This window comes from Wenzhouxiangella indolica (genome assembly GCF_042310355.1).
In the GTDB taxonomy this organism is placed as follows: domain Bacteria; phylum Pseudomonadota; class Gammaproteobacteria; order Xanthomonadales; family Wenzhouxiangellaceae; genus Wenzhouxiangella.
Window position 1 is genome coordinate 88,577 of the sequence record NZ_JBHJMR010000011.1, and the last position, 21,724, is coordinate 110,300.

The window sequence follows — 21,724 nt, forward strand, 5'->3', positions numbered from 1 at the left end:
ACCATCCATGTCCGAGCGTTTTTCCGTATTCAATCCGCCCCGCGACGGCGATGGCCGCAGCGACTGGCCGCTGCTCGAGGGCCTGCCGCTGGCGCTGGCCATCTCCGCCTATGCCGGTCGCAAGGGCGGGCCGGTGCTGGTGGCCGTGCCCGACGGCTATGCCGCGCGCAACCTGCGTGACGACATCAACCATCTCGAAACCGTCGAGGCGGAGCTGTTCCCGGACTGGGAAATCCTGCCCTACGATCTGTATTCGCCCCACCCGGACCTGATTTCGCGGCGGCTGGACCTGCTCTCGCGTCTGCCGGGCATGGACTCGGGCGTGGTCATCGCACCGATTACGGCGCTGATGCAGCGCCTGCCGCCGGTGGCCTGGGTGCAGGGACAGACCCTGGACCTGGCCGTCGGCGAGCGAATCGACGTCGAGTCGTTCCGAGGCCGACTACACGCGGCCGGCTACCAGGTGGCCGAACAGGTCTGGCAGCCGGGCCAGTTCGCCGTACGCGGCGCGGTCATGGATCTTTGGCCGATGGGCCGTCCGGACCCGTATCGCCTGGAGCTGTTCGACGACGAGATCGAGTCGATCCGCACCTTCGATGCCGAAAGCCAGCGCTCGACCGGCAAGCTCGAGCGCATCGACATGCTGCCGGCACGCGAGTACCCGTTCGACGAGGACAGCCGGCAGGCCTTCCGGCGCGCCTTCCGCAACCGCTTCGACGTCGACCTCAGGCGCGCCCTGCCCTACCAGGAAGTCGGCGAGGGTCATCACAGCCAGGGCCTGGAGCAGTACCTGCCGCTGTTTTTCGAGTCCACCGCCAGCCTGACCGACTACCTGCCCAGCCCGCACCGCCTGGTGCTGCTGCCCGGCGTCGACGAGGCGGCGGCCGAATTCTGGCGCGAGGTCGAGCACCGTCACGACCAGCGCGGCGGCGATATCGAGCGCCCCGTGCTGGACCCGAACGAACTGTTCGTGCCCGCAGCCGATCTCACGCGAACCATGGAAGACGATGCCGCCGTCAAGGTGACGCGGCGCAAGCCCTCTATCGATGCCGTAGCGCCCGCACCCAGCCTGGATCTCGACGAAAAAGCCGAGGAAACGGCCCGTCACCTGCGCGCCATGAGCGAACGCGATCGCGTGCTGATCGCGGCCGACACCGCCGGCCGGCGCGAACTGATCCGCGACGCGCTCCGCGCCGGCGGGCTGCAGCCGAAACTGCTCGATTCATGGTCGGCCTTCGTCAGCGGCGACGACCCGCTTGTGGTGGTGGAGATGCCCGTATCGGGCGGCTGCCGCCTGGGCGATCGCGCGATCACGGTCCTGACCGAAAGCGAGCTGTTCCCGGGCCATACGCGCACCGTACGGCGCGAACGTCGCAGCGGCCAGGACCCGGAGACCATGATCAAGAGCCTGGCCGACCTGCAGCCCGGCGCGCTGGTCGTGCACCTGGAACACGGCATCGGCCGCTACCTGGGCCTGGAAGTGCTCGACGCCGGCGATACCACGGCCGAGTACCTGTGCCTGGAATACGCCGGCAGCGACAAGCTCTACGTGCCGGTGACCGACCTGCACCTGGTCAGCCGCTATACCGGGGCCGACCCGGAAGCGGTCGACCTGCACAAGCTCGGATCGGACCGTTGGGCGCGAACGCGTCGCAAGGCGGCCGAGAAGGTGCGCGACGCCGCCGCGGAGCTACTCAATCTGCAGGCTCGCCGGGCGGCCCGGCAGGGTCAGAGCTTCGACATCGACCGCGGCCTCTACGCCCGCTTTTGCGCCGGCTTCGAGTACGAGGAGACCGAGGATCAGCAAACGGCCATCGACGGCGTGCTGGCCGACCTGGCCTCGAGCGAACCGATGGATCGGGTGGTATGCGGTGACGTCGGCTTCGGCAAGACCGAGGTCGCGCTGCGCGCCGCCTTCGTCGTGGCCAACTCCGGCCGCCAGGTCGCCATGCTCGCGCCCACCACCCTGCTGGCCGAGCAGCACTACCGCAACTTCTCCGACCGCTTCGCCGACTGGCCGGTCAATGTCCGCCTGCTGTCACGTTCGGGCGGATCGGCCGCCAAAACGGTCCAGGGCCTGGAAGACGGCACGGTGGATATCGTCATCGGCACCCACCGGCTGCTGCAAAAGGACATCAAGTTCCGCGATCTCGGCCTGGTCGTCATCGACGAGGAACAGCGCTTCGGCGTGCGCCAGAAGGAGCGGCTCAAGGCGCTGCGCGCCGAGGTCGACCTGCTGACACTCACCGCCACGCCCATCCCGCGCACGCTCAACATGTCGATGGCGGGCCTGCGCGAGCTGTCGATCATCGCCACGCCGCCGGCCAAGCGCCTGGCGGTTCGCACCTTCGTGTCCGAGTGGGACACGCCCACGATCCGCGATGCCGTCCAGCGCGAGTTCCAGCGCGGCGGGCAGGTCTATTTCCTGCACAACGAGGTGCGCACCATGCCGCGCCAGGTCGCCGAGCTCGAGGAACTGTTCCCCAACGCGCGCATCGGCATGGCCCACGGCCAGATGCCGCCGGGCGAGATGGAAAAGACCATGCGCGACTTCTATGCGCGCCGCATCAACCTGCTGGTGTGTTCGAGCATCATCGAAAACGGCATCGACGTACCCACGGCCAACACCATCATCATCAACCGCGCCGACAAGTTCGGCCTGGCGCAGCTCCACCAGCTCAGGGGCCGCGTCGGTCGCTCGCATCACCTGGCCTACGCCTACCTGATCACCCCGCCGTGGAAGGTTCTCACGCGCGATGCCAAGAAAAGGCTGGAGGCCATCCAGTCGCTGGAAGACCTGGGGGCGGGCTTCACCCTGGCCAGCCACGACCTGGAGATCCGCGGCGCCGGCGAACTGCTGGGCGAGGACCAGTCCGGCCAGATCGAAGCGATCGGCTTCGCGCTCTACTCCGACCTGCTCAACCGCGCCGTCGAGGCCTTGAAGAACGGCGAAGAGCCGGATCTCGACGAACCGATGTCGATCACCAGCGAAGTGGACATGCACATCACCGCCATGATCCCCGACAGCTACCTGCCCGACGTGCACCAGCGCCTGGTGCTCTACAAGCGCATCAGCCAGGCCGATACCGACAAAAAGCTCCATGACCTGCAGGTGGAAATGATCGACCGCTTCGGCCTGCTGCCGCAGGAAGTCAAGAACCTTTTCGCCACGGCCGAACTGCGGCTGCGCGCAAAGAAACTCGGCATCAAGCGACTTGAAGTCGGGCCCGCCGGCGGCCGCGTGGAGTTCAAGGCCAAGCCGGACATCGACATGGGCGAGCTTCTGAAGATGATCCAGAAGGAATCGCACACCTTCGAGCTGCCCGACAACGACAAGCTGCGCATCAAGGGCGAGTTCGAGGAAATCGAGGACCGCTTCCACATGGCAGAAGAACTGCTCGAGCGCCTGGCGCCTGCCGAGCGCGCGGCCGCCTGACGGGACGAGGGGTCAGGAGTCAGGGATCAGGACTCACGCACGGGCAGCCTTGCGCTTGATCCCCGAACCTACGCCTGGCCATCGAGTCCCGCAAGATAAGCGGTGACGGCGTCGCTGATGCCATTGATCACGAACTGAACCGCGATCACCGCCAGAATCAGGCCGAAGACCTTGGTCAGGATGCGCCGACCGCTGTTGCCCAGCCAGCGAATCACGACGTTGGAATAGACCATCGTGAAATAGCACGAGACGGTGGTCACGGCGATGGCAAACAGCACGACGATGGAGTACCAGAAACCCGGCGCTTCGCTGGTCAGGATCATGGCCGTGGCGATGGCACCGGGGCCGCTGATGAAGGGGATGGACAAGGGCACGATGGCGATGTCCTGGGCCAGCAGGGCCCGCGAGGGTCGGGCTTCGGACTTGGCGTGATCCGGCGCTTCGCTCTTGTTGAGCATGTTCATGGCAATGCCGAACAGGATCATGCCGCCGGCGATGCGGAAGGCCGCCAGCGTGATGCCGAACAGTTGGAAGATCAGTGAGCCCATCAGGGCGAAGACGAAAAGCATCGCCGTCGAAGCGATCACGGCCCGGCGTGCAATCGCTTCCTGTTCCTCGTCATCGCATTCGGACGTCAGCGACGCAAAGGCAAATGCGGTGGTGAGCGGATTGACGATCACGAACATGCCGACGATCGCGATCAGGAAATACTCGATGATGGATGCCATGGGTATCGAGCTGCAAGATATTTCGAATTCCTGTGAACGATAGCATGGAGGATGGAATCGCCTGCCGGGAGCAGCGTGGTGGTCCTGGCACGCTACCGATAGGCGTCGCTGCGATGGGTATTGAAACCAAACGGTTCCAATTCAAACAATCAATCCGCAAACAGCTTTCCAGGATTGAGAATGCCGTCTGGATCAAAGGCAGCCTTGATCTGACGCATCAATTCGATCTCCGATCGTGAGCGGCTGAAGTGCAGGTCGTCGCGCTTGAGAAGGCCGACGCCGTGTTCGGCCGAGACGCTGCCCTCGAACTTGCGCACCAGTTCGAACACGCGTGGGCTCAATTGCCTGCCGGCGGCGTGGAAGTCCTCGATCGACCAGTCCTCGGGCCGAAGTACGTTCATGTGCAGGTTACCGTCGCCGATATGACCGAACCAGACAACCTCGAACTCGGGGTAGTGCTCGCTGACCAATTGATCCAGTGATTCCAGGAATTCCGGAACGCGCGAGACGCGCACCGACAGGTCGTTCTTGTACGGGGTGCGCGGGCTGATCGCTTCGCTGATCGCCTCGCGCCAGCGCCAGAGTTCTTCGGCCTGCGCCCCGGACTGGCTGACGGTGCCGTCGGCGACATGGCCGGCTTCGGCCAGGCGTTCGAACAGGTCCAGCGCCCTTCCCTGGAAGGCCTGGCCGGGATCATCGAACTCCACCACCGCGTAGTACGGGCACTCGCCGTCGACCGGGAAAGACTCGCCCGTCATCCCGGCGACATACTCGATCGAGCGTCGATCGAAGAACTCGAAAGCCGACAAGCTCAGGCCTGCCCGCAACTCGGCGAAGGCCGGCATGATTGCAGCCCGGTCAGTGAAACCCACCAGCAAGACCGACTGCTCCGGCGGCGGCTGAGTCAACGCCATCGTCGCCTCGGTGATGATACCCAGCACGCCCTCGGAGCCGATCATCAGGTGGCGAAGGTCGAGGCCGGTATTGTTTTTCACCAGCCCGCGGTTGAGCTCGAGCACCTCGCCGTTGCCGGTGACCACGGTCAATCCCCGCACCCAGTCGCGCGTCATGCCGTAGCGAAGCACGCGGATACCGCCGGCGTTGGTGGCGATCGAGCCGCCGATCTGGCTCGAGTCGGCCGCCGCCCAGTCGACCGGGTAATACAGCCCTGCATCGGCCGCTCGGCGCTGCAGTTCCCCCACCGGCAGACCGGCCTGGGCCCGCAGGCTGGGCTCGGCGGCGTCGAGCTCGAGCACCTCGCGCATCTTCTCCAGCGAAACCACCACTTCGCCCTCACTGGCCACGGCGCCGCCGGACAGGCCGGTTCGACCGCCGCTGGGCACCAGCTTGAGCCCGTCGCGTCGCGCAAGGCGGACCAGTTCCACGACTTCGTCGGTACTGCGCGGAAACACCACCGCCTCCGGGCGGGCCGGCCAGAAACGCGTCCAGTCCCGGCCGTAATGCGCCAGGGATTCGGCATCGGTCAGGGATTCGATCGGTTCGAAGCGGCTCATGACGTTATTATCGCTCCATCAGCCCACAGAAACCGAGTCGATTGCCGCATGGCCTCCAAGCATTCGCTGCCCAAGGACAAGATCAAATTCCTGCTGCTCGAGGGCATCCACGACCGGGCCGTCGACAGTATTCGCCGGGCCGGCTACGAGAGCCTGCGGGTGGAACCCACGGCGCTGGAGCCCGACGCGCTGCGCGAGGGCCTTTCAGGCGTCCACTTCCTCGGCATCCGCTCGCGCAGCCAGATCACCGAAGAAGTGCTCGCGTCTGCCGACAAGCTGACCGCCATCGGCTGTTTCTGCATCGGCACCGACCAGGTCGACGTCAGTGCTGCCCGCCGGCGCGGCATTCCGGTTTTCAATGCGCCCTACGCCAATACCCGCTCCGTGGCCGAACTCGTGCTGGCCGAGATCATCATGCTCATGCGCGGCATCCCCGAGAAGAACATGGCCGCGCACCGCGGGCAGTGGCTCAAGACCGCCAGCGGCTCGCACGAGGTGCGGGGAAAGACCCTGGGCATCGTCGGCTTCGGGCATATCGGCTCCCAGCTCGGCATCCTGGCCGAGGGCATGGGCATGAACGTGGTCTTCCACGATATTGTCGACAAGCTGCCGCTGGGCAATGCCCGGGCCGCCTCGGGCCTAGCCGAAGTGCTCGAGCAATCCGACATCGTCAGCCTGCATGTGCCCGACACCGACCAGACCCGCGGCATGATCGGCGAGCGCGAGCTGGCGACCATGCGAAGCGGGAGTCGGCTGATCAATGCCTCACGCGGCAAGGTGGTCGACATTCCCGCGCTGGCCGGATCGCTGCAGTCAGGTCACCTGGCCGGGGCGGCCATCGATGTGTTTCCCTCCGAGCCCTCCGGGCCGGACGAGGAATTCCTCAGCGAACTCAGGGGCATGGACAACGTGCTGCTGACGCCGCACATCGGCGGTTCCACCCGCGAGGCGCAAGAGAACATCGCGCTAGACGTAGCCGGCAAGCTGGTGCGCTACTCCGACAACGGCTCGACCATGGGGGCGGTCAACTTCCCGGAAGTCGCCCTGCCCGACCACGCTACCGCCCGGCGCATCCTGCACATCCACCGTAACGAGCCGGGCGTGCTGCAGGCCATCAACAGCGTGTTTTCAGATGCCGGCGTCAATATCGTCGCCCAATATCTTCAGACCTTGCCCGATGTCGGTTACGTGGTGATGGATGCCGAGACCACCGACGCGACGCGCATCATCCGCGGACTGGAAGCCATTCCCGCCACCATCCGCACTCGTTTTCTCTACTGATCCCAAACAGAGGAGTCCCGCCATGAGCGAACTGGACATCCAACTCGACCGCGAGGCCGGCCGCTTCGAGGCCCTCGTCGAAGGCCATTCCTGCGTGCTCGACTTCACCATCGACGGCGAAGTGGTGAGCATGAACCACGTCGGCGTGCCCGAGGCGGTCGGCGGCCGCGGCATCGCCGGGCAGCTGACGCGGCATGCCCTGGATTGGGCGAAGGATCAAGATCTCAAGGTGCGCGCACGCTGTCCGTACGTGGCGGCCTGGATCGAACGCCACCCCGAGTATCAGCGCTCGCTCAAGTGAAGCGGAGATAGGAAGCCGCACTCGCTCACCACCGCCCTGCCCGAAATCTGCCGCCAGCTCGTGCAGCGCTGAACTCGAAGCGATCGCCGGGGTCTAGGACATTGATGAGTGTTAGAATCGAAACATGATCGGGATTTCCCGCACATTGCTGTACAGCCTGCTCACCGTCGCCCTGATGATCGGCGGGCTGCCGGCGTGGGCTGGCGGCACCATGAGCGGGCACGATGCACCGGCGGTCTCGACGGACTCCGGCAACCCCGGGAAGTCCGACTGTCATTCCGACGATGCGCCAGGTGATTCAGCCGCTGACGAGTCGGCGCACGAGTGCTGCGACAGCGGCGAGTTCTGCGAGCACGACGACTGCCGTTGCCTCTGCCTCGCCTTGACCCTGGTTGTCCCGGTCCGTGCAACAGCCACCGCATGGGCGGCGCCGGCCAGCCCGGCCTGGGCCTCGACGGCACCCTCCCCCACAAAGATCACCTCAACACTGCTTCGCCCCCCAAGGGCCTGACCTCCTCCGCTTGTTCGTAGGCGGCGCTTTGCCGCCTGATCGATTCTTTCCAATAGCAAGAGAGGTCTGCCATGCAGACGCCCAATCGATGGCATCTTGTCGCCGTCATCCTTTTGACCGCCGCGGCACCCGGTGCAGTGGCGATGGAACTGGCGCTGGCCGAATCGCTGGCGCTCGAAAACGACCCGGGATTGCAGGCGCTCGAGCAGCGCGTACTCGCACACAAGGCCTCGGCCCGCGCCGACGGCGCCCTTCCCGACCCGGAAGTGTTCATCGGTGCCCAGGGCCTGCCCGTGGACGATCCGCTCGACGCGGACATGATGACCCAGTACCGGATCGGCTTTCGCCAGCGCCTGCCCGCCGGCGACACGCTGGCGCTCAGGCGCGAGTCCGGCAACCAGGAAACGCGCGCGCTCCAGGCGCGATACCAGGCGCGCAAGCTGGAAGTGCTCCGACAGACCCGCTCGGCCTGGATCGACTGGGCCGCGGCCCGACAGGCCCTGGTAATCGCCCGCAGCAGCCGACAGTCTTTCGAGGACCTGCTGGAAATCACCGAGGCACGTTATCGCGCCGGCACCGGCCGGCAGCGCGACATCAGCCAGGCCAGGCTGGAATTGGCGCTGCTCGACGAACGCATCCTGGAGCGAGAAACCGCCGTCGACGAGGCCGCCAGCCGCCTCGAACGCTGGACCGGGCGCACTCCGGACCCCGGCCGCCAGCCGCAACTGCCCGACTGGCCGAGCCCGCCGGGCTTTTCCCGGCTTGAGAACGATCTCCGCGCCCACCCGATCCTGGCCGAGCTGGAATACCGGCAGGCGGCGGAGGAGTCGCGTGTTGGCCTGGCGCGCGAAGCCTACCGGCCGCAGTGGATGATCGAGGCCGGCTACGGCCATACCCGCGGCAACGACCCGATGAGCGGCAATCGCCAGTCCGACAAGCTGTTCGCCATGGTCAGCTTCAGCCTGCCCCTGTTCACCGCCAACCGGCAGGACCAGCGCCTGGCCTCAGCGCAGGCCGAACAACGCGCTCGCGGGCACGACATCAGCGATCGGCTCGAGGAACTCCGCGGCGAACTCGACCGCCATAACCGCCTGTGGCAGCGACGCAACCAGCGCCTTGAACTACTGGAAAGGCAGGTCCTGGTGGCGGCCGAAAACACCGTGGAATCGACCATGAACTCCTACCGATCCGACCGCGCCAGCTTCGACGAACTGATCCGCGCCCGCCTGGCCCTGCTGGACCAGGAGCTGGCCGCCATCGACCTGCGGCGCAAGCGCCTGCAGGCCGCCGTGCAACTTCGCTACCTGGCCGGAGAGACCCAATCATGAAGATCCTTGTCGCAATACTCGCACTGACCCTGGCCCTGCCGCTTTCGGCCCGCCAGGATGATCATGACAACCACGACCATGCCGAGCATTCGCCCGCCGAGACCGCCGGCGAGGCGAGCGCCGTCGACCAGATGACCGAGGCCTCGTCCGGCAGCGACTGGACCTGCCCCATGCACCCGCAGATCTCGCGCGACGGCCCGGGACAGTGCCCGATCTGCGGCATGGACCTGGTTGAACGCGAGCAATCCTCTGAAGACGAAACGACGGTACGCGTTCCCGGCCGCATCCAGCAGAGCATGAACCTGCGCACCGCCGAGGTGCAGCGCGGCCGCCTGTGGCGGCGCATTGACACCGTCGGCCGCATCCAGGTCGACGAGACGGGCCTGGCCCACCTGCATCCGCGTGTGGAAGGCTGGATCGGCGAGCTCGACGTCAATGCCATGGGCGAGCCGGTCGAAGCCGGCCAGCGCCTGTTCACGCTCTACTCGCGCGAGCTGGTCAACGCCCAGGAGGAGTTCCTGCAAGCCCTGCGCTCCGGCGGTGCGGAGATGGCCCGCGCGGCGCGCCAGCGCCTGGCCGCGCTCGATGTCCAGCCGCAGGTCATCGAACGCATCGAGCGGGATCGGCAGGTGATCGAGTACATGCCCTGGTATGCCACGCAGGACGGCTACGTTCGCACGCTCAACATCCGCCCCGGCATGTTCGTCGCGCCGGGCAGCGACATGCTGGTCATCGCCGATCCCGACCGTGTGTGGGTGATGGCGGATGTCTTCGCCGCGCAGATGGCCTGGATCGAAGCCGGCCAGACGGTCGAGATCTCGCGCGAGGCTCGGCCCGGCGAAACCCTCGAGGCCGAGATCGACTTTGTCTATCCGGAACTCGACGAGACGACCCGAACCGCCCGCGCCCGCATCGCGATCGATGACGCCGAAGCCGGCCTCCGTCCCGGTGAGTGGGCAACGGTCACGATCTACGCCGGACCCAGGGACGACCTGCTGTTCGTGCCGACCGAGGCACTGATCCGCACCGGCACGGCCACGCGCGTGATCCTGCGCGACGGCGAGGAGCAGTTCGAGGTGCGCGAGGTCCGCGCCGGCATGGAGAGCGGCGAATACACCGAGATCCTCTCGGGAGTCAGCGAAGGCGAGGAAATCATCACCTCCGGGCAGTTCCTGATCGATTCGGAGGCCAACCTCCGCGCCGGCCACGACCGGCTGGGAGGAAGTCATGATCACTGATTACGATTCATCGGTCGTGTATCTCTCGCAAAGCCGCAAAGTCGCAAAGAAGAATGAAACCCTTTCATTCAAGTTCTTCAAAGCGAGCATGTCATTTCTGGGAACCTTCGACTTCGCCCGGAACATGATCGCTGAATTCCTTGCATCCCTCGCGCCTTCGCGCCTTTGCGAGAGCTTCCGGGCCAATCAACGTGCCCACGGAGGTCGATCATGATTGAAGCCATCATCCGTTGGTCATTGGCCAATCGCGCGCTGGTGCTGCTGGCCGCGGCGATCCTGACCGTGCTCGGGATCTTCGCCATCCGCGCCACGCCAGTCGACGCCATTCCCGACCTGTCCGACCCGCAGGTGATCGTGCGCGCCTCCTTCCCGGGCCAGGCGCCGCAGGTGGTCGAGGACCAGGTCACCTACCCGCTCACCACCGCCCTGATGGCCGTGCCGGGCGCACACACCGTGCGCGGCTTCTCGATGTTCGGGGATTCGTTCATCACCATCCTGTTCGAGGAGGGCACCGATCTCTACTGGGCGCGCTCGCGGGTGCTGGAGTACCTCAGCCAGGTCTCCGGTCGCCTGCCCGAAGGCGTCCAGGCCCAGCTCGGACCGGATGCGACGGGCGTGGGCTGGGTCTACAAGTACGTGCTCGTCGATCGCAGCGGCGAGCACGACCTGGCCGAGCTGCGGGCCCTGCAGGACTGGTTCCTCAAGTTCGAGCTGCAGTCGGTCGCCGGCGTCTCCGAGGTCGCGACCATGGGCGGCATGGTGCGCCAGTACCAGGTCGCGCTCGACCCCAACCGACTGCGCGCCTACAACCTGGACGTCGCGCGCGTGAAGAACGCCATCGAGCGCGCCAACAGCGAGGCCGGCGGTTCGGTCATCGAGCGCGCGGAAGCCGAGTACATGGTGCGCGCCACCGGCTACCTCCAGGGTCTGGATGATCTCGAGCAGGTCAGCCTCGGCCTGGTCGAGGACGGCACGCCGGTCATGCTCGGCGACGTGGCCGAGATTCGCCGCGGCCCGGCGGCGCGACGCGGCATGGTCGATCTCGACGGCGAAGGCGAGGTAGTCGGCGGCATCGTGGTAATGCGCTCGGGCGAGAACGCCCGCGAGGTCATCGATGCGGTTCGCGGGCGGCTCGACGAGCTCGCCAGCGGCCTGCCCGATGGCGTCGAGATCGTCGAGACCTACGACCGCTCGGCCCTGATCACCTCGGCGGTGAACACGCTGTGGGAAAAGCTGGCGCTGGAGTTCATCGTGGTGGTGCTGATCGTCGGCCTGTTCCTGTGGCACCTGAGGTCGTCAATCGTGATCCTGATCTCGCTGCCGCTGGGCGTGATGGCCGCCTTCGTGATCATGCACCTTCAGGGCATCAACGCCAACATCATGTCGCTCGGCGGCATCGCGATCTCCATCGGCGTGATGGTCGACGCCGCCATCGTTCTGATCGAGAACGTGCATCGCCGCTTCGAAATGCACCGGCCCGGTGACCCGCACTGGAAGGTGATCGAGGATGCCACGCTGGAAGTCGGCAGGCCGATCTTCTTCAGCCTGTTGCTCGTCGCCCTGAGCTTTCTGCCGGTGTTCGCCCTGCAGGCCCAGGAAGGTCGGATGTTCGCGCCGCTGGCGTTCACCAAGACCTATGCCATGGCCGCCGCGGCGGGGCTGGCGATCACACTGGTGCCGGTTCTGATGGGCTACTTCATTCGACCCGGGACTCAGGATCCGGGACTCGGGACTCGGCACGACTCACGCAGTCCGGTTTCAAGGTGGCTCGAGAAGGCCTACCGGCCCTTGATCGGCTTGTGCACGCACCATCCCTGGCCGGTGTTGCTGATCACGGTCGTGCTCGCGATCAGCACTCTGTGGCCGGCCGGCCGCATCGGCAGCGAGTTCATGCCCGAGCTCGACGAGGGCAGCCTGATGTACATGCCGACCACCCTGCCCGGCATCAGCCCGGACAAGGCGCGCGAGCTGCTGCAGCAGACCGACAGGATGATCGCCGAGCATCCCCGGGTCAAACGCGTGATGGGCAAGATCGGCCGCGCTGCAACAGCCACCGACCCGGCGCCGCTGACCATGATCGAGAGCTTCATCACCCTCGAACCGAGGGACGAGTGGCCGGCGGGCACGACCACCCAGACGATCATCGACGAGCTCGATGACATGCTGCAGTTTCCCGGCCTCACAAACGCCTGGGTGTTTCCGATCCAGACGCGCCTGGACATGCTGCAGACCGGTATACAGACCGATGTCGGGATTCTCGTCACCGGCCCCGACCTGGGCGAGATCGAGCGTCTGGCGCGCCGGGTTTCCGACGAAGTGAGCACCCTGCCCGGCACCGTCAGCGCCTTCGCCGACCGGCCCACCGGCGGGCGCTACATCACCGTCGACATCGACCGCGGCGCGGCCGCCCGCCACGGCCTCGACATACGCAACGTGCAGGACACGGTGCGCTACGGCATCGGCGGGGCCGATGTCACCGAGACGGTCGAAGGGCTGGAGCGCTTTCCCGTCAACCTGCGCTACCTGTCCGATTTCCGGGACTCGCCCGACGACTTGCGGCAGCTTCCGCTGGTTACGCCCAAGGGCACCCACGTCCCGCTGGGCGAGATCGCCGAGATCCGCATCGAAGACGGACCGCCGCGCATCCGTACCGAGAACACCCGGCCGGCCGGCATCGTCTTCGTCGAACTCGACACAGAGGACCTGGCCGCCTGGGTCGACTCGGCGCGGGCGACGATCGCCGAGTCGATCGACTTTCCGGCCGGCTACAGCTTCGCCTTCCGCGGCCAGTACGAGTACCTCGAGCGCGCCGCAGAGCGCATGCAGTTGATGATCCCGGTGACCCTGGCGATCATCATCGTGCTGCTGATGCTGACCTTCCACCGCATCGTCGACGTCGTGATGGTGCTTCTGGTCGCGCCCCTGTCGCTGGTCGGCGGCCTGTGGCTGATGTGGCTGCTCGGCTACAACTTCTCGGTCGGCGTCTCGGTGGGCTTTATTGCCCTGGCCGGGCTGGCGGCCGAGGTCAGCGTGCTGATGCTCGTCTACCTCAACCAGGCCTGGCGCGAACGCGCCGCGCTGGGGAATACCTCGATCACGCGCGCCGACCTGCGCACAGCCATCGTCGAAGGCGCCCTCAAGCGCATCCGTCCGATCACCATGACACAGGCCACCGTCTTTCTCGGCCTGCTGCCGGTGATGCTTACCAGCGGCACGGGCTCGGAGATCATGCAGCGCATCGCCGCCCCGATGGTCGGCGGCGTGTTCGCCGTGTGGCTTTCCGCCCTGCTGGTTCTACCGGCAATCTACTATCTTTGGCACGGCCGCGGCCTGCCCGACCGCCATGAAACCGAAGGAAACCATGCATGAAAACTCGTAATGCAATCGCAACAATGATCGCCCTCACTGCACTCCTGCTGACCGCCGCATGCACCGGTCAGTCACCGACGCCGACCGAAGGCGCCAAGGATGAATCCGGTCACGCCATGACCGTCTACCACGACCCCCAGTGCGGCTGCTGCGGCAAGTGGGTCGAGCACATGCAGGCCAACGGCTTCGAGGTCGAGACGGTCCCGACCAGCGACATGAACCGCGTCAAGCGCGAGCTGGGCGTGCCGCGGGATCTGCCCTCTTGCCATACGGCCCGGGTCGGCGACTACGTCATCGAAGGTCATGTTCCGGCCGAGGACGTTCTGCGCCTGCTGGCCGAAAAACCCGACGCCGCTGGCCTGAGCGTGCCGGGCATGCCGATCGGCTCGCCGGGCATGGAAGCCGGTGAACGCCGGATGGCCTACGACGTGATCCTGTTCGACGACGACGAAACCAGCGTCTTCAACCACTACCCTGAAATCGAGTAGCCCCGCCGCGCGGCTCGCCTGCCCGGGCGGAATCGGCCATAATCCCCGCGCATGGGAGACTCGACACAGCCGCCGAAGCGGCGACGATGGAAGCGGCCAACGCTTTACGCGCTGGCCGCACTGGCGCTCGTCTACCTGGGCACGCTTGCCTGGCACCAGGTCAAGCCGCTGCCCGAGGGCCTGAACTTTGCCGGAGAGTGGCGACCGGTCGCGGAACTGCACTTTCACGCCGACTCGACCTGGCTGGATGCCGGGGGGCAGCAGCACAACGAGCGACAGATCTTCGATGCGGCCTTCGCCATGATCGAGCGGGCCGAGAGCCTGGTGATCAGCGACTTCTTCCTGGTCAACGGCTTTGCCGGCAAGGGCGGCGACGGCCATCGTCCGCTCTCCAGCGAGCTGGTCGAAGCCATGACGACCGAACGGCGCAGGCACGACGCCCTGGAGGCGGTGCTGATCACCGATCCGTTCAATGATCTCTACGGCGGTGTTCAGCAGCCGCTGTTCGCCGAACTCAAGCAGACCGGCGTCGATGTCATCGAGACGGATCTCAAGCGATTGCGCGATCCCAACCCGCTCTGGTCGGCAGCATGGCGCATCTGCTGCCAGTGGTTCGGAAACGGGCACGAGGGAGGCTGGCTGCCCAATCCCGTGGGCGAAGGATCGGTCACCTTGCGAACCTACCTGACCCTACTCAATTTCAAGGCCAACCACCGCAAGACCCTTATAGTCGACGGCGACAACGGGCCGGAGGGCCTTGTCACCTCGGCTAACCCGCACGATGCCAGCAGCCGGCACGACAACATCGCGTTTTCGTTCGACGGGCCGGCAGTCGTCGACCTTCTCGAGACCGAAAGCAGCGTCGTGGCGTTCTCGACCGGAAGCAGACCCGAGTGGTCCGACGGCATCGCCGGGCCGATCGGCGTCGGCTCGGCCCAACTCCGGATCCTGACCGAGGCGGCCATTCTCGACGCCGCCCTGAACATGCTCGACTCGGCGCAAGGCGGCGATTCACTGGACCTGCTGATGTTCTATCTCTCGCACCGGGAGATCATCGAATCACTGGTCGACGCCCACGATCGGGGCGCGCAGGTGAGAGTCCTGCTCGATCCCAACGAAGACGCCTTCGGACGCAAGAAGAACGGCGTTCCCAACCGCCAGGTGGCCTGGGAACTGCACCAGGCGGGCGTGCCGGTTCGCTGGTGCAATACACGCGGCGAGCAGTGCCACGGCAAGATGCTGGTCCTTCGCCCCACCGAAGGCCGGCCCTTGATCCTGGCCGGCTCGGCCAATTTCACACGTCGCAACCTCGACAACTACAATCTGGAAACGAACGTGCAGGTGAGGGCCTCGCGCGACGCCGCGGCGATGCAGTCAGTCAACGCCTTTTTCGAGGAGCGCTGGTCGAACACACCCGACCGCATCCACAGCCTGCCTTATGAACGCTACGCCGACCATTCCCGGCTGCGCTACTGGCAGTACCGCGTCATGGAAGCGACGGGCCTTTCGACATTCTGAGCTTCCATTCTGAGGTTCAATGAGATGACAACTTTGGACAACTCGACTCGGACGGCCAGACTGGCTTTCATCATCGTCGCCGTCACATACTGGATCACGCTCTGGCTGCCGCCGGTGCCCGGAAGCTGGATTCTCAAGTTCACGCCGATGCTGATCGCGGCGGCCGTGCTGGCGAGGTTTCTGCAGCCGAGCGCCGCCTGGCCGATGACCATCGGTTTCGTCGCCGCGGCCGCTGGCGATCTTTTTCTCGCGCTGGATCGGCACGACTACTTCACCTTCGGCCTGGGCTGCTTCCTGGTCACCCAGATTGCCTATTCGGTCGCCTTCTTCCGTCACCGCCGGGCATTCATGACTCGATGGGCCTGGTGGCTGCCCGTCATTGCTTTCGGGTTCGGCGTATTGGCCTGGATGTGGCCGGCACTCGGCGCCGACCGCGGTCCCGTCACCGTCTACGTCGCAGCCCTGGTGATGATGGCGGTTATGGCATCCACGGTCGAAGCCCGGCCGGGTCGCATCTTCGCCGGCGCGGCGCTGTTCGTCGTCGCCGACGCATTGATCGGCATCACGCGCTTCGCGGCGGATTTCGAGCATTCGGTGCCGACCATCATCGCGCTCTACATGCTGGCCCAGTACCTCATCTTCACCGGCAGCCTGCGGGCACTGCCGGCTCGCGGGGCGGCGTGAGCGGCTGTCTTCTCGCCCCATGAGCGCCCGCCCGGAAGCCAATGGCAGCTTGCGACCGCGCATCGGCCTGATCGCCGGCCCGCTGCTGTTCGTGACCATGCTGGTCCTGCCGGCGCCCGAGGGCATGTCCGAAGCGGCCTGGCATGTCGCGGCGGTCGCCGCGCTGATGGTCCTGTGGTGGATCAGCGAGGCGCTGCCGATTGCCGCCACCGCCCTGCTGCCGATCGTGCTCTTTCCGCTTCTGGGCGTGACCGATATCGCCGGGGCGACGACGCCATTCGCCAACCCGCTGATCTATCTCTTCCTGGGCGGATTCATCATCGCCCTGGGCATGGAGCGATCCGGCCTGCATCGGCGCATTGCGCTGAACATCATCAAGCGCGTCGGCACACAGCCCAAGGCGATCATTGCAGGCTTCATGCTGGCGGCTGCCTTTCTGAGCATGTGGGTATCGAACACGGCTACGGCCATGATGATGTTGCCCATCGCGCTGTCGGTCACCCGGCTGGTCGAGGGCGAGGCAGACCGGGACCATCGCTCCGGTTTCGCCCTGGTCCTGCTGCTCGCGCTGGCCTATGCCTGCAATATCGGCGGCCTGGGTACGCTCATCGGCACGCCGCCCAACGCCCTGCTGGCGGCCTACCTGCTCGACAATCACGGCCTGGAGATCGGCTTCGGCCAGTGGATGCTCGTCGGCCTCCCGCTCGTGGTGATCGCCCTGCCTGTGGTCTTTATCCTGCTGACCCGGGTGATCTTCCGGCTTGGAATCGGCGAGCTGCCCGGCGGCCGGGAACTGATTCGCGGCGAACTGGCGCGCCTGGGCCGCATGGATCGCGCCGAGAAACAGGTCGCGGCGGTCTTCGTACTCACCGCCGCACTCTGGGTCACGCGCCCGCTCCTCCAGACCTGGCTTCCGGGTCTGTCCGACACCGGTATCGCCATTTTCGGCGCCCTGCTGCTGTTCATCGTGCCCGTCGACTGGCGCGCGTGGCGCTTCGTGCTGTCCTGGCGCGACACGGCCCGCCTTCCCTGGGAAGTCCTGATCCTGTTCGGCGGCGGCCTGAGCCTGGCGGCCGGCATCAGCGATTCGGGCCTGGCCGAATGGATCGGCGCGGCCTTCCAGCAGCTCGACGGGCTACCCGTCTTGTTCCTGATCGTCCTGGCCGTCAGCGCCGTGATCTTTCTCACCGAAGTCACCAGCAATACCGCCACGGCCGCGGCCTTCCTGCCCATCCTGGGTTCGGTCGCGCTCGGCATGGGCCTCGATCCGATCGTGCTCGCCGCCCCCGCCGCGGTGGCCGCGAGTTGCGCCTTCATGCTGCCGGTGGCTACCCCGCCCAACGCCATCGTCTACGGCAGCGGCCTGGTCACCATCCCCCAGATGGCCCGCGCCGGCCTCCTCATCAACCTGCTCATGATCGGCCTGGTAACGGGCATCATGTACGTCTTGCTAGGCTGGATTTTTGCCGCCGACATGATCCCGGGTTGAACCCCCGCCAGGAACCGCTGTCGGTTGTACCGGAAACCGGAAACCGGAAACCGGAAACCTGAAACCTGAAACCTGAAACCTGAAACCTGAAACCTGAAACCTGAAACCTGAAACCTGAAAATCTCCGGGGACACCGAATGACAAAACTGAATCACCTCCTGACAGCCGCCGCCCTCCTGGCCCTGATCGGCGCGCAGGCCCACGCCGACGACGCCTCGCCCGAAGCCAGGCTCGGCGATTGGGGCGTCGAAACCTCGAACATCAGCGCATCCGCAACACCGGGCGAGGACTTCTTCACCTGGGTCAACGCCGGCTGGCTGGAATCGACCGAGATTCCGCAGGGCTTCTCGCGCTGGGGTTCGTTCAACGAGCTGCAGATCCTGTCCGAGGAGCGGGTCGACGAGATCATCCGGGACCTGGGAGAGAATTCGCCCCAGCCCGGCAGCCCGTCGCAGCAAGTCGGCGATCTCTACGCGAGCTACATGAACACCGACCGCATCGAGGAGAAGGGCCTGTCGCCGATCCGCGAGACTCTCGACGAGCTGTTGGCCATCGACTCGCACGAGGCCGCCGCGCGCTGGATGGGTCGCCAGGGCACCGGCTCCATCGTGGCCGCCTACGTCACCCTGGACCAGGGCAATCCCGAACGCTACCTCGCCCATCTCTACCAGAGCGGCCTGGGCCTGCCCGACCGCGACTACTACACGCGCGAGGACGAGCCCTTCCCCGGCCACCGCCAGGCCTACCGGGACTATGTCGCCGCCACTTTCGAGCGCGCCGGCGTCGACAACGCCGACGAGCGTGCCGACGCGGTGCTGGCGCTGGAGACCAAGCTCGCCGCCAACCACTGGACACGGGTCGAGGCGCGCGACCGCGAGGCCAACTACAACCTGATGACGCCCGCCGAGCTGGCCGAAAAAGCACCGGAATTTCCGTGGCAGACCTTCCTGGCCGAGCGCGGGCTCGACGGCATCGAGGAAATGGTCGTGGCCACCGACACGGCGATTCATGCCAACAGCGAAGTCTTTGCCGCAACACCGGCCAAGGACTGGGCGGCCTGGCACGCGTTCCACTGGATCAACAACCACGCCCCGCTGCTGTCGAGCGACTACCAGCAGGCGCATTTCGAGCTGTTCGACCAGCGCCTCGACGGGGTCGACGAGCAGCGCGAGCGCGAGAAGCGCGGCATCAATTTCGTCAGCTCCCGCCTGGGCGAGCTGGTCGGCCAGGTCTACGTCGAGCGCCACTTCCCGCCCGACTACCGCGAACAGATGATGGAGCTGGTCGAGTACCTGCGCCGCGCCTTCGCCGAGCGCCTCGACAGCCTCGCCTGGATGGACGAGGAGACACGTACCGAAGCCCACCGCAAGCTCGAGGCCTTCCTGCCCAAGATCGGCTACCCCGAGAAATGGCGCGACTACTCGGACGTCGCCATCGCGGCCAACGACCTGGTCGGCAACAGCCACCGCATCAGCCAATGGTCCTGGAGTGACCAGCTGGCAAAACTCGATGAGCCGGTGCGCGAGTGGGAATGGGGCATGACGCCACAGACGGTCAACGCCTACTACAACTCCACCCGCAACGAGATCGTCTTCCCGGCCGCCATCCTGCAGCCGCCGTTCTTCGATCCCAACGCCGATCCGGCCGTCAATTTCGGTGCCATCGGCGGCGTGATCGGCCACGAAATGGGCCACGGTTTCGACGACCAGGGCTCGCGCTCGAACGCCGACGGCGTACTCAAGAACTGGTGGACCGATACCTCCCGCGAACAGTTCGAGCAGCGCACCGGCCGGCTGGTCGAACAGTACAACGGCTTCGAGCCCATCGAGGGCATGTCGGTCAAGGGCGAGCTGGCCCTGGGCGAGAACATCGGCGACCTGGGCGGCCTGTCGATCGCTCATCACGCCTACAAGATGTACCTCGACGACCATTCCGGCGGCGAAGCGCCGGTGCTCGACGGCTACACCGGCGACCAGCGCTTCTTCATGGCCTGGGCCCAGGTCTGGCGCAACCTGTGGGCGAGCGAGGAATCCTTGCGCGCGCAGCTGGTTCGCGGTCCCCACAGCCCGCCCCGCTACCGGGTCAACGGCGTGGTGCGCAACATCGATGCCTGGTACGAGGCCTTCGACGTCGATTCCGGCGACGAACTCTACCTGGCGCCGGAAGAACGCGTCAGCATCTGGTAGGCAACAACTCCAGGGGCGGCGGCCCGGCCCGCCGCCTTCATCTTCGGCCCAATGTCGCAATCGCCATTGCGTAGCGCCAAGCAACTGGCAGATGGCAACACAACGGTTCGAACATTTGAATTTCTGTCATTCGAATTTGTTTGGTACCTGGTGCTTCTGGTGCTTCGGATTTGAAAATCTGAGGCGCAACGCTGCCCAAGACGCGGTCAGCGCCCCCCCAGCCTCTCGACCGCCCTCAGCACCACCCCCCAAGCCGCTTCGACATGCCTACGTTCAACCCGCGTCTGGCCCGGCACGATCCGAAGCGCGTAGCGTCCACCCAGGCGAGTATGCGTCAGATACAGATCGCCGCCGTCCTGGATCTCGGCCAGCAGGGCCTGGTTGGCTTTCTCGATCGCAGCTTCGTCGTCTTCACCCGGCGGTAGCCAGCGAAAGCAAACGCAGTTCAGCGGCGCCGGCGCCATGCGCTCGAAGCGCTGATCGGCGTCGACGGTTTCGGCCAGCCACTGCCCATACTCGATATGACGACGCAGCATGGCCTGAAGTCCCTCGAGCCCGAACGAGCGCATCACGAACCAGAGCTTGAGCGCGCGGAAACGGCGACCGAGCTGGATGCCCCAGTCGCGGTAATTGCGCACCTGGTCATCGGCGCGGGTCTTGAGGTACTCGGGCTGGATCTCGAAAGTCCGCACCAGGGCCTCGACATCGCGCACGTAGTAGGCCGTGCAGTCGAAGTTGGTGGCCATCCACTTGTGCGGATTGACGACGAAGGAATCAACGTTCGTCGCCGCGCCGAGCATCCAGCGAAACTCCGGCAGCAGCAGCGCCGTGCCCGCGTAGGCCGCGTCCACATGCAGCCAGATGCCGTGACTGGCGCATACCTCGCCGATGGCATCGATCGGGTCGATGGCGGTGGAACTGGTCGTGCCCAGCGCTGCGATCACGCACAAAGGCGTCACGCCCTCGGCCCTGTCGGCCTCGATTCGCTCGGCCAGCGCATCCGGACGCATGGCGAAGTCGCCATCGACCGGAACCTTCCTCAGCGAAGCCGAGCCGAAGCCAGCAATCTTGACGTCCTTCTCGATCGAAGAGTGCGCCTCGGTCGAACAGTAGATGGCGAAGCGCTGATCGCCCTGCCCGGCGAAGCCGCGCTCGTTGACGGCGAAGCCGGTGGCCCGTTCGCGGGCGCTTAGCAAGGCGCACAGAGTGGCCGTGGAAGCCGTATCCTGGATTACGCCCTCGAACTGCGCCGGCAGACCCAGCCATTCGCGCAGCCAGTTCATGACCCGACCCTCCAACTCGGCCGCCGCCGGCGAGGTTTCCCAGCTCATGCACTGGGCGCCCAGGGTGGCGGTCAGCATTTCGGCGAGCACGGAGGGATAGGAACTGTTGGCCGGGAAATAGCCCATGAACATCGGATGCTGCCAGTGCGTCATGCCCGGCAGGATGATTTCCCGGAAATCTTCGAGAATGGCCTCCATACCCTCGCCATTCAGCGGGCCTTCGGTGGGCAGGCTTTGGGTGATCTCGCCGGGCGCCACTCGCGCCTTGACCGGCCGGTCTTCGATGGTGTCGATATAGTCGGCCATCCAGTCGACCAGGGCGTGGGCGTGGCGGCGAAACTCGTTGCTGTCCATGCTGGTGAATCCGGGT

At 65.8% G+C, this 21,724-nt stretch carries 16 protein-coding genes; 13 read left to right on the forward strand and 3 right to left on the reverse strand.

Annotated elements, in window-relative coordinates:
• The first annotated feature begins 7 nt into the window (after nt 1-7).
• Nucleotides 8-3,436: a transcription-repair coupling factor gene (gene mfd / locus ACDC67_RS12185; protein WP_376693501.1), complete on the forward strand. Its 3,429-nt coding sequence runs from the start codon at nt 8-10 to the stop codon at nt 3,434-3,436.
• A 68-nt stretch (nt 3,437-3,504) separates the two neighbouring features.
• On the opposite strand, the gene ACDC67_RS12190 is transcribed toward mfd, so the two are convergent.
• Together ACDC67_RS12190 and ACDC67_RS12195 are read right to left on the reverse strand one after the other, a co-directional pair.
• Nucleotides 3,505-4,164 (reverse strand): MarC family protein, encoded by a 660-nt coding sequence (locus tag ACDC67_RS12190; RefSeq protein WP_376693502.1) that lies wholly within the window; start codon nt 4,162-4,164, stop codon nt 3,505-3,507.
• A gap of 149 nt (nt 4,165-4,313) precedes the next feature.
• Nucleotides 4,314-5,678, reverse strand: a complete 1,365-nt coding sequence (locus ACDC67_RS12195; protein WP_376693504.1) for an FAD-binding oxidoreductase — start codon at nt 5,676-5,678, stop codon at nt 4,314-4,316.
• A 48-nt stretch (nt 5,679-5,726) separates the two neighbouring features.
• On the opposite strand from ACDC67_RS12195, the gene serA reads away from it, so the two are divergent.
• From serA to ACDC67_RS12255, 12 genes are all read left to right on the forward strand, one after another.
• On the forward strand, nt 5,727-6,959 hold the full coding sequence (serA, locus tag ACDC67_RS12200) for a phosphoglycerate dehydrogenase (RefSeq protein ID WP_376693506.1): 1,233 nt from the start codon (nt 5,727-5,729) through the stop codon (nt 6,957-6,959).
• A 22-nt stretch (nt 6,960-6,981) separates the two neighbouring features.
• Nucleotides 6,982-7,260, forward strand: a complete 279-nt coding sequence (locus ACDC67_RS12205) for a GNAT family N-acetyltransferase (RefSeq protein ID WP_376693508.1) — start codon at nt 6,982-6,984, stop codon at nt 7,258-7,260.
• A 124-nt stretch (nt 7,261-7,384) separates the two neighbouring features.
• Nucleotides 7,385-7,771 (forward strand): CopL family metal-binding regulatory protein, encoded by a 387-nt coding sequence (locus tag ACDC67_RS12210; protein ID WP_376693510.1) that lies wholly within the window; start codon nt 7,385-7,387, stop codon nt 7,769-7,771.
• A gap of 71 nt (nt 7,772-7,842) precedes the next feature.
• Entirely contained in the window at nt 7,843-9,099 is a 1,257-nt protein-coding gene (locus ACDC67_RS12215) for a TolC family protein (RefSeq protein ID WP_376693512.1), read from the forward strand.
• Nucleotides 9,096-10,337 carry an efflux RND transporter periplasmic adaptor subunit gene (locus ACDC67_RS12220; protein ID WP_376693514.1) on the forward strand — a complete coding sequence of 414 codons (1,242 nt, stop codon included), beginning with the start codon at nt 9,096-9,098 and terminating at the stop codon, nt 10,335-10,337. The genes ACDC67_RS12215 and ACDC67_RS12220 overlap by 4 nt, the downstream gene beginning before the upstream one ends.
• Entirely contained in the window at nt 10,327-10,551 is a 225-nt protein-coding gene (locus ACDC67_RS12225) for a hypothetical protein (RefSeq protein ID WP_376693516.1), read from the forward strand. The genes ACDC67_RS12220 and ACDC67_RS12225 overlap by 11 nt, the downstream gene beginning before the upstream one ends.
• Nucleotides 10,548-13,706 (forward strand): efflux RND transporter permease subunit, encoded by a 3,159-nt coding sequence (locus ACDC67_RS12230; protein WP_376693518.1) that lies wholly within the window; start codon nt 10,548-10,550, stop codon nt 13,704-13,706. Before ACDC67_RS12225 ends, ACDC67_RS12230 begins: the two co-directional genes overlap by 4 nt.
• On the forward strand, nt 13,703-14,194 hold the full coding sequence (locus tag ACDC67_RS12235; protein ID WP_376693520.1) for a DUF411 domain-containing protein: 492 nt from the start codon (nt 13,703-13,705) through the stop codon (nt 14,192-14,194). Before ACDC67_RS12230 ends, ACDC67_RS12235 begins: the two co-directional genes overlap by 4 nt.
• 51 nt (nt 14,195-14,245) lie before the next feature.
• Entirely contained in the window at nt 14,246-15,712 is a 1,467-nt protein-coding gene (locus tag ACDC67_RS12240) for a phospholipase D-like domain-containing protein (protein WP_376693522.1), read from the forward strand.
• A 33-nt stretch (nt 15,713-15,745) separates the two neighbouring features.
• Nucleotides 15,746-16,396 carry a lysoplasmalogenase gene (locus ACDC67_RS12245; RefSeq protein ID WP_376693524.1) on the forward strand — a complete coding sequence of 217 codons (651 nt, stop codon included), beginning with the start codon at nt 15,746-15,748 and terminating at the stop codon, nt 16,394-16,396.
• Between the two features lie 19 nt (nt 16,397-16,415).
• Entirely contained in the window at nt 16,416-17,885 is a 1,470-nt protein-coding gene (locus tag ACDC67_RS12250; RefSeq protein WP_376693525.1) for an SLC13 family permease, read from the forward strand.
• Between the two features lie 137 nt (nt 17,886-18,022).
• On the forward strand, nt 18,023-20,071 hold the full coding sequence (locus ACDC67_RS12255) for a M13 family metallopeptidase (protein ID WP_376693527.1): 2,049 nt from the start codon (nt 18,023-18,025) through the stop codon (nt 20,069-20,071).
• Nucleotides 20,072-20,277: 206 nt separating this feature from the next.
• Here the strand turns inward: ACDC67_RS12255 and ACDC67_RS12260 are convergent, their stop codons facing one another.
• Nucleotides 20,278-21,708: a pyridoxal phosphate-dependent decarboxylase family protein gene (locus tag ACDC67_RS12260; RefSeq protein ID WP_376693529.1), complete on the reverse strand. Its 1,431-nt coding sequence runs from the start codon at nt 21,706-21,708 to the stop codon at nt 20,278-20,280.
• Nucleotides 21,709-21,724: the final 16 nt, after the last annotated feature.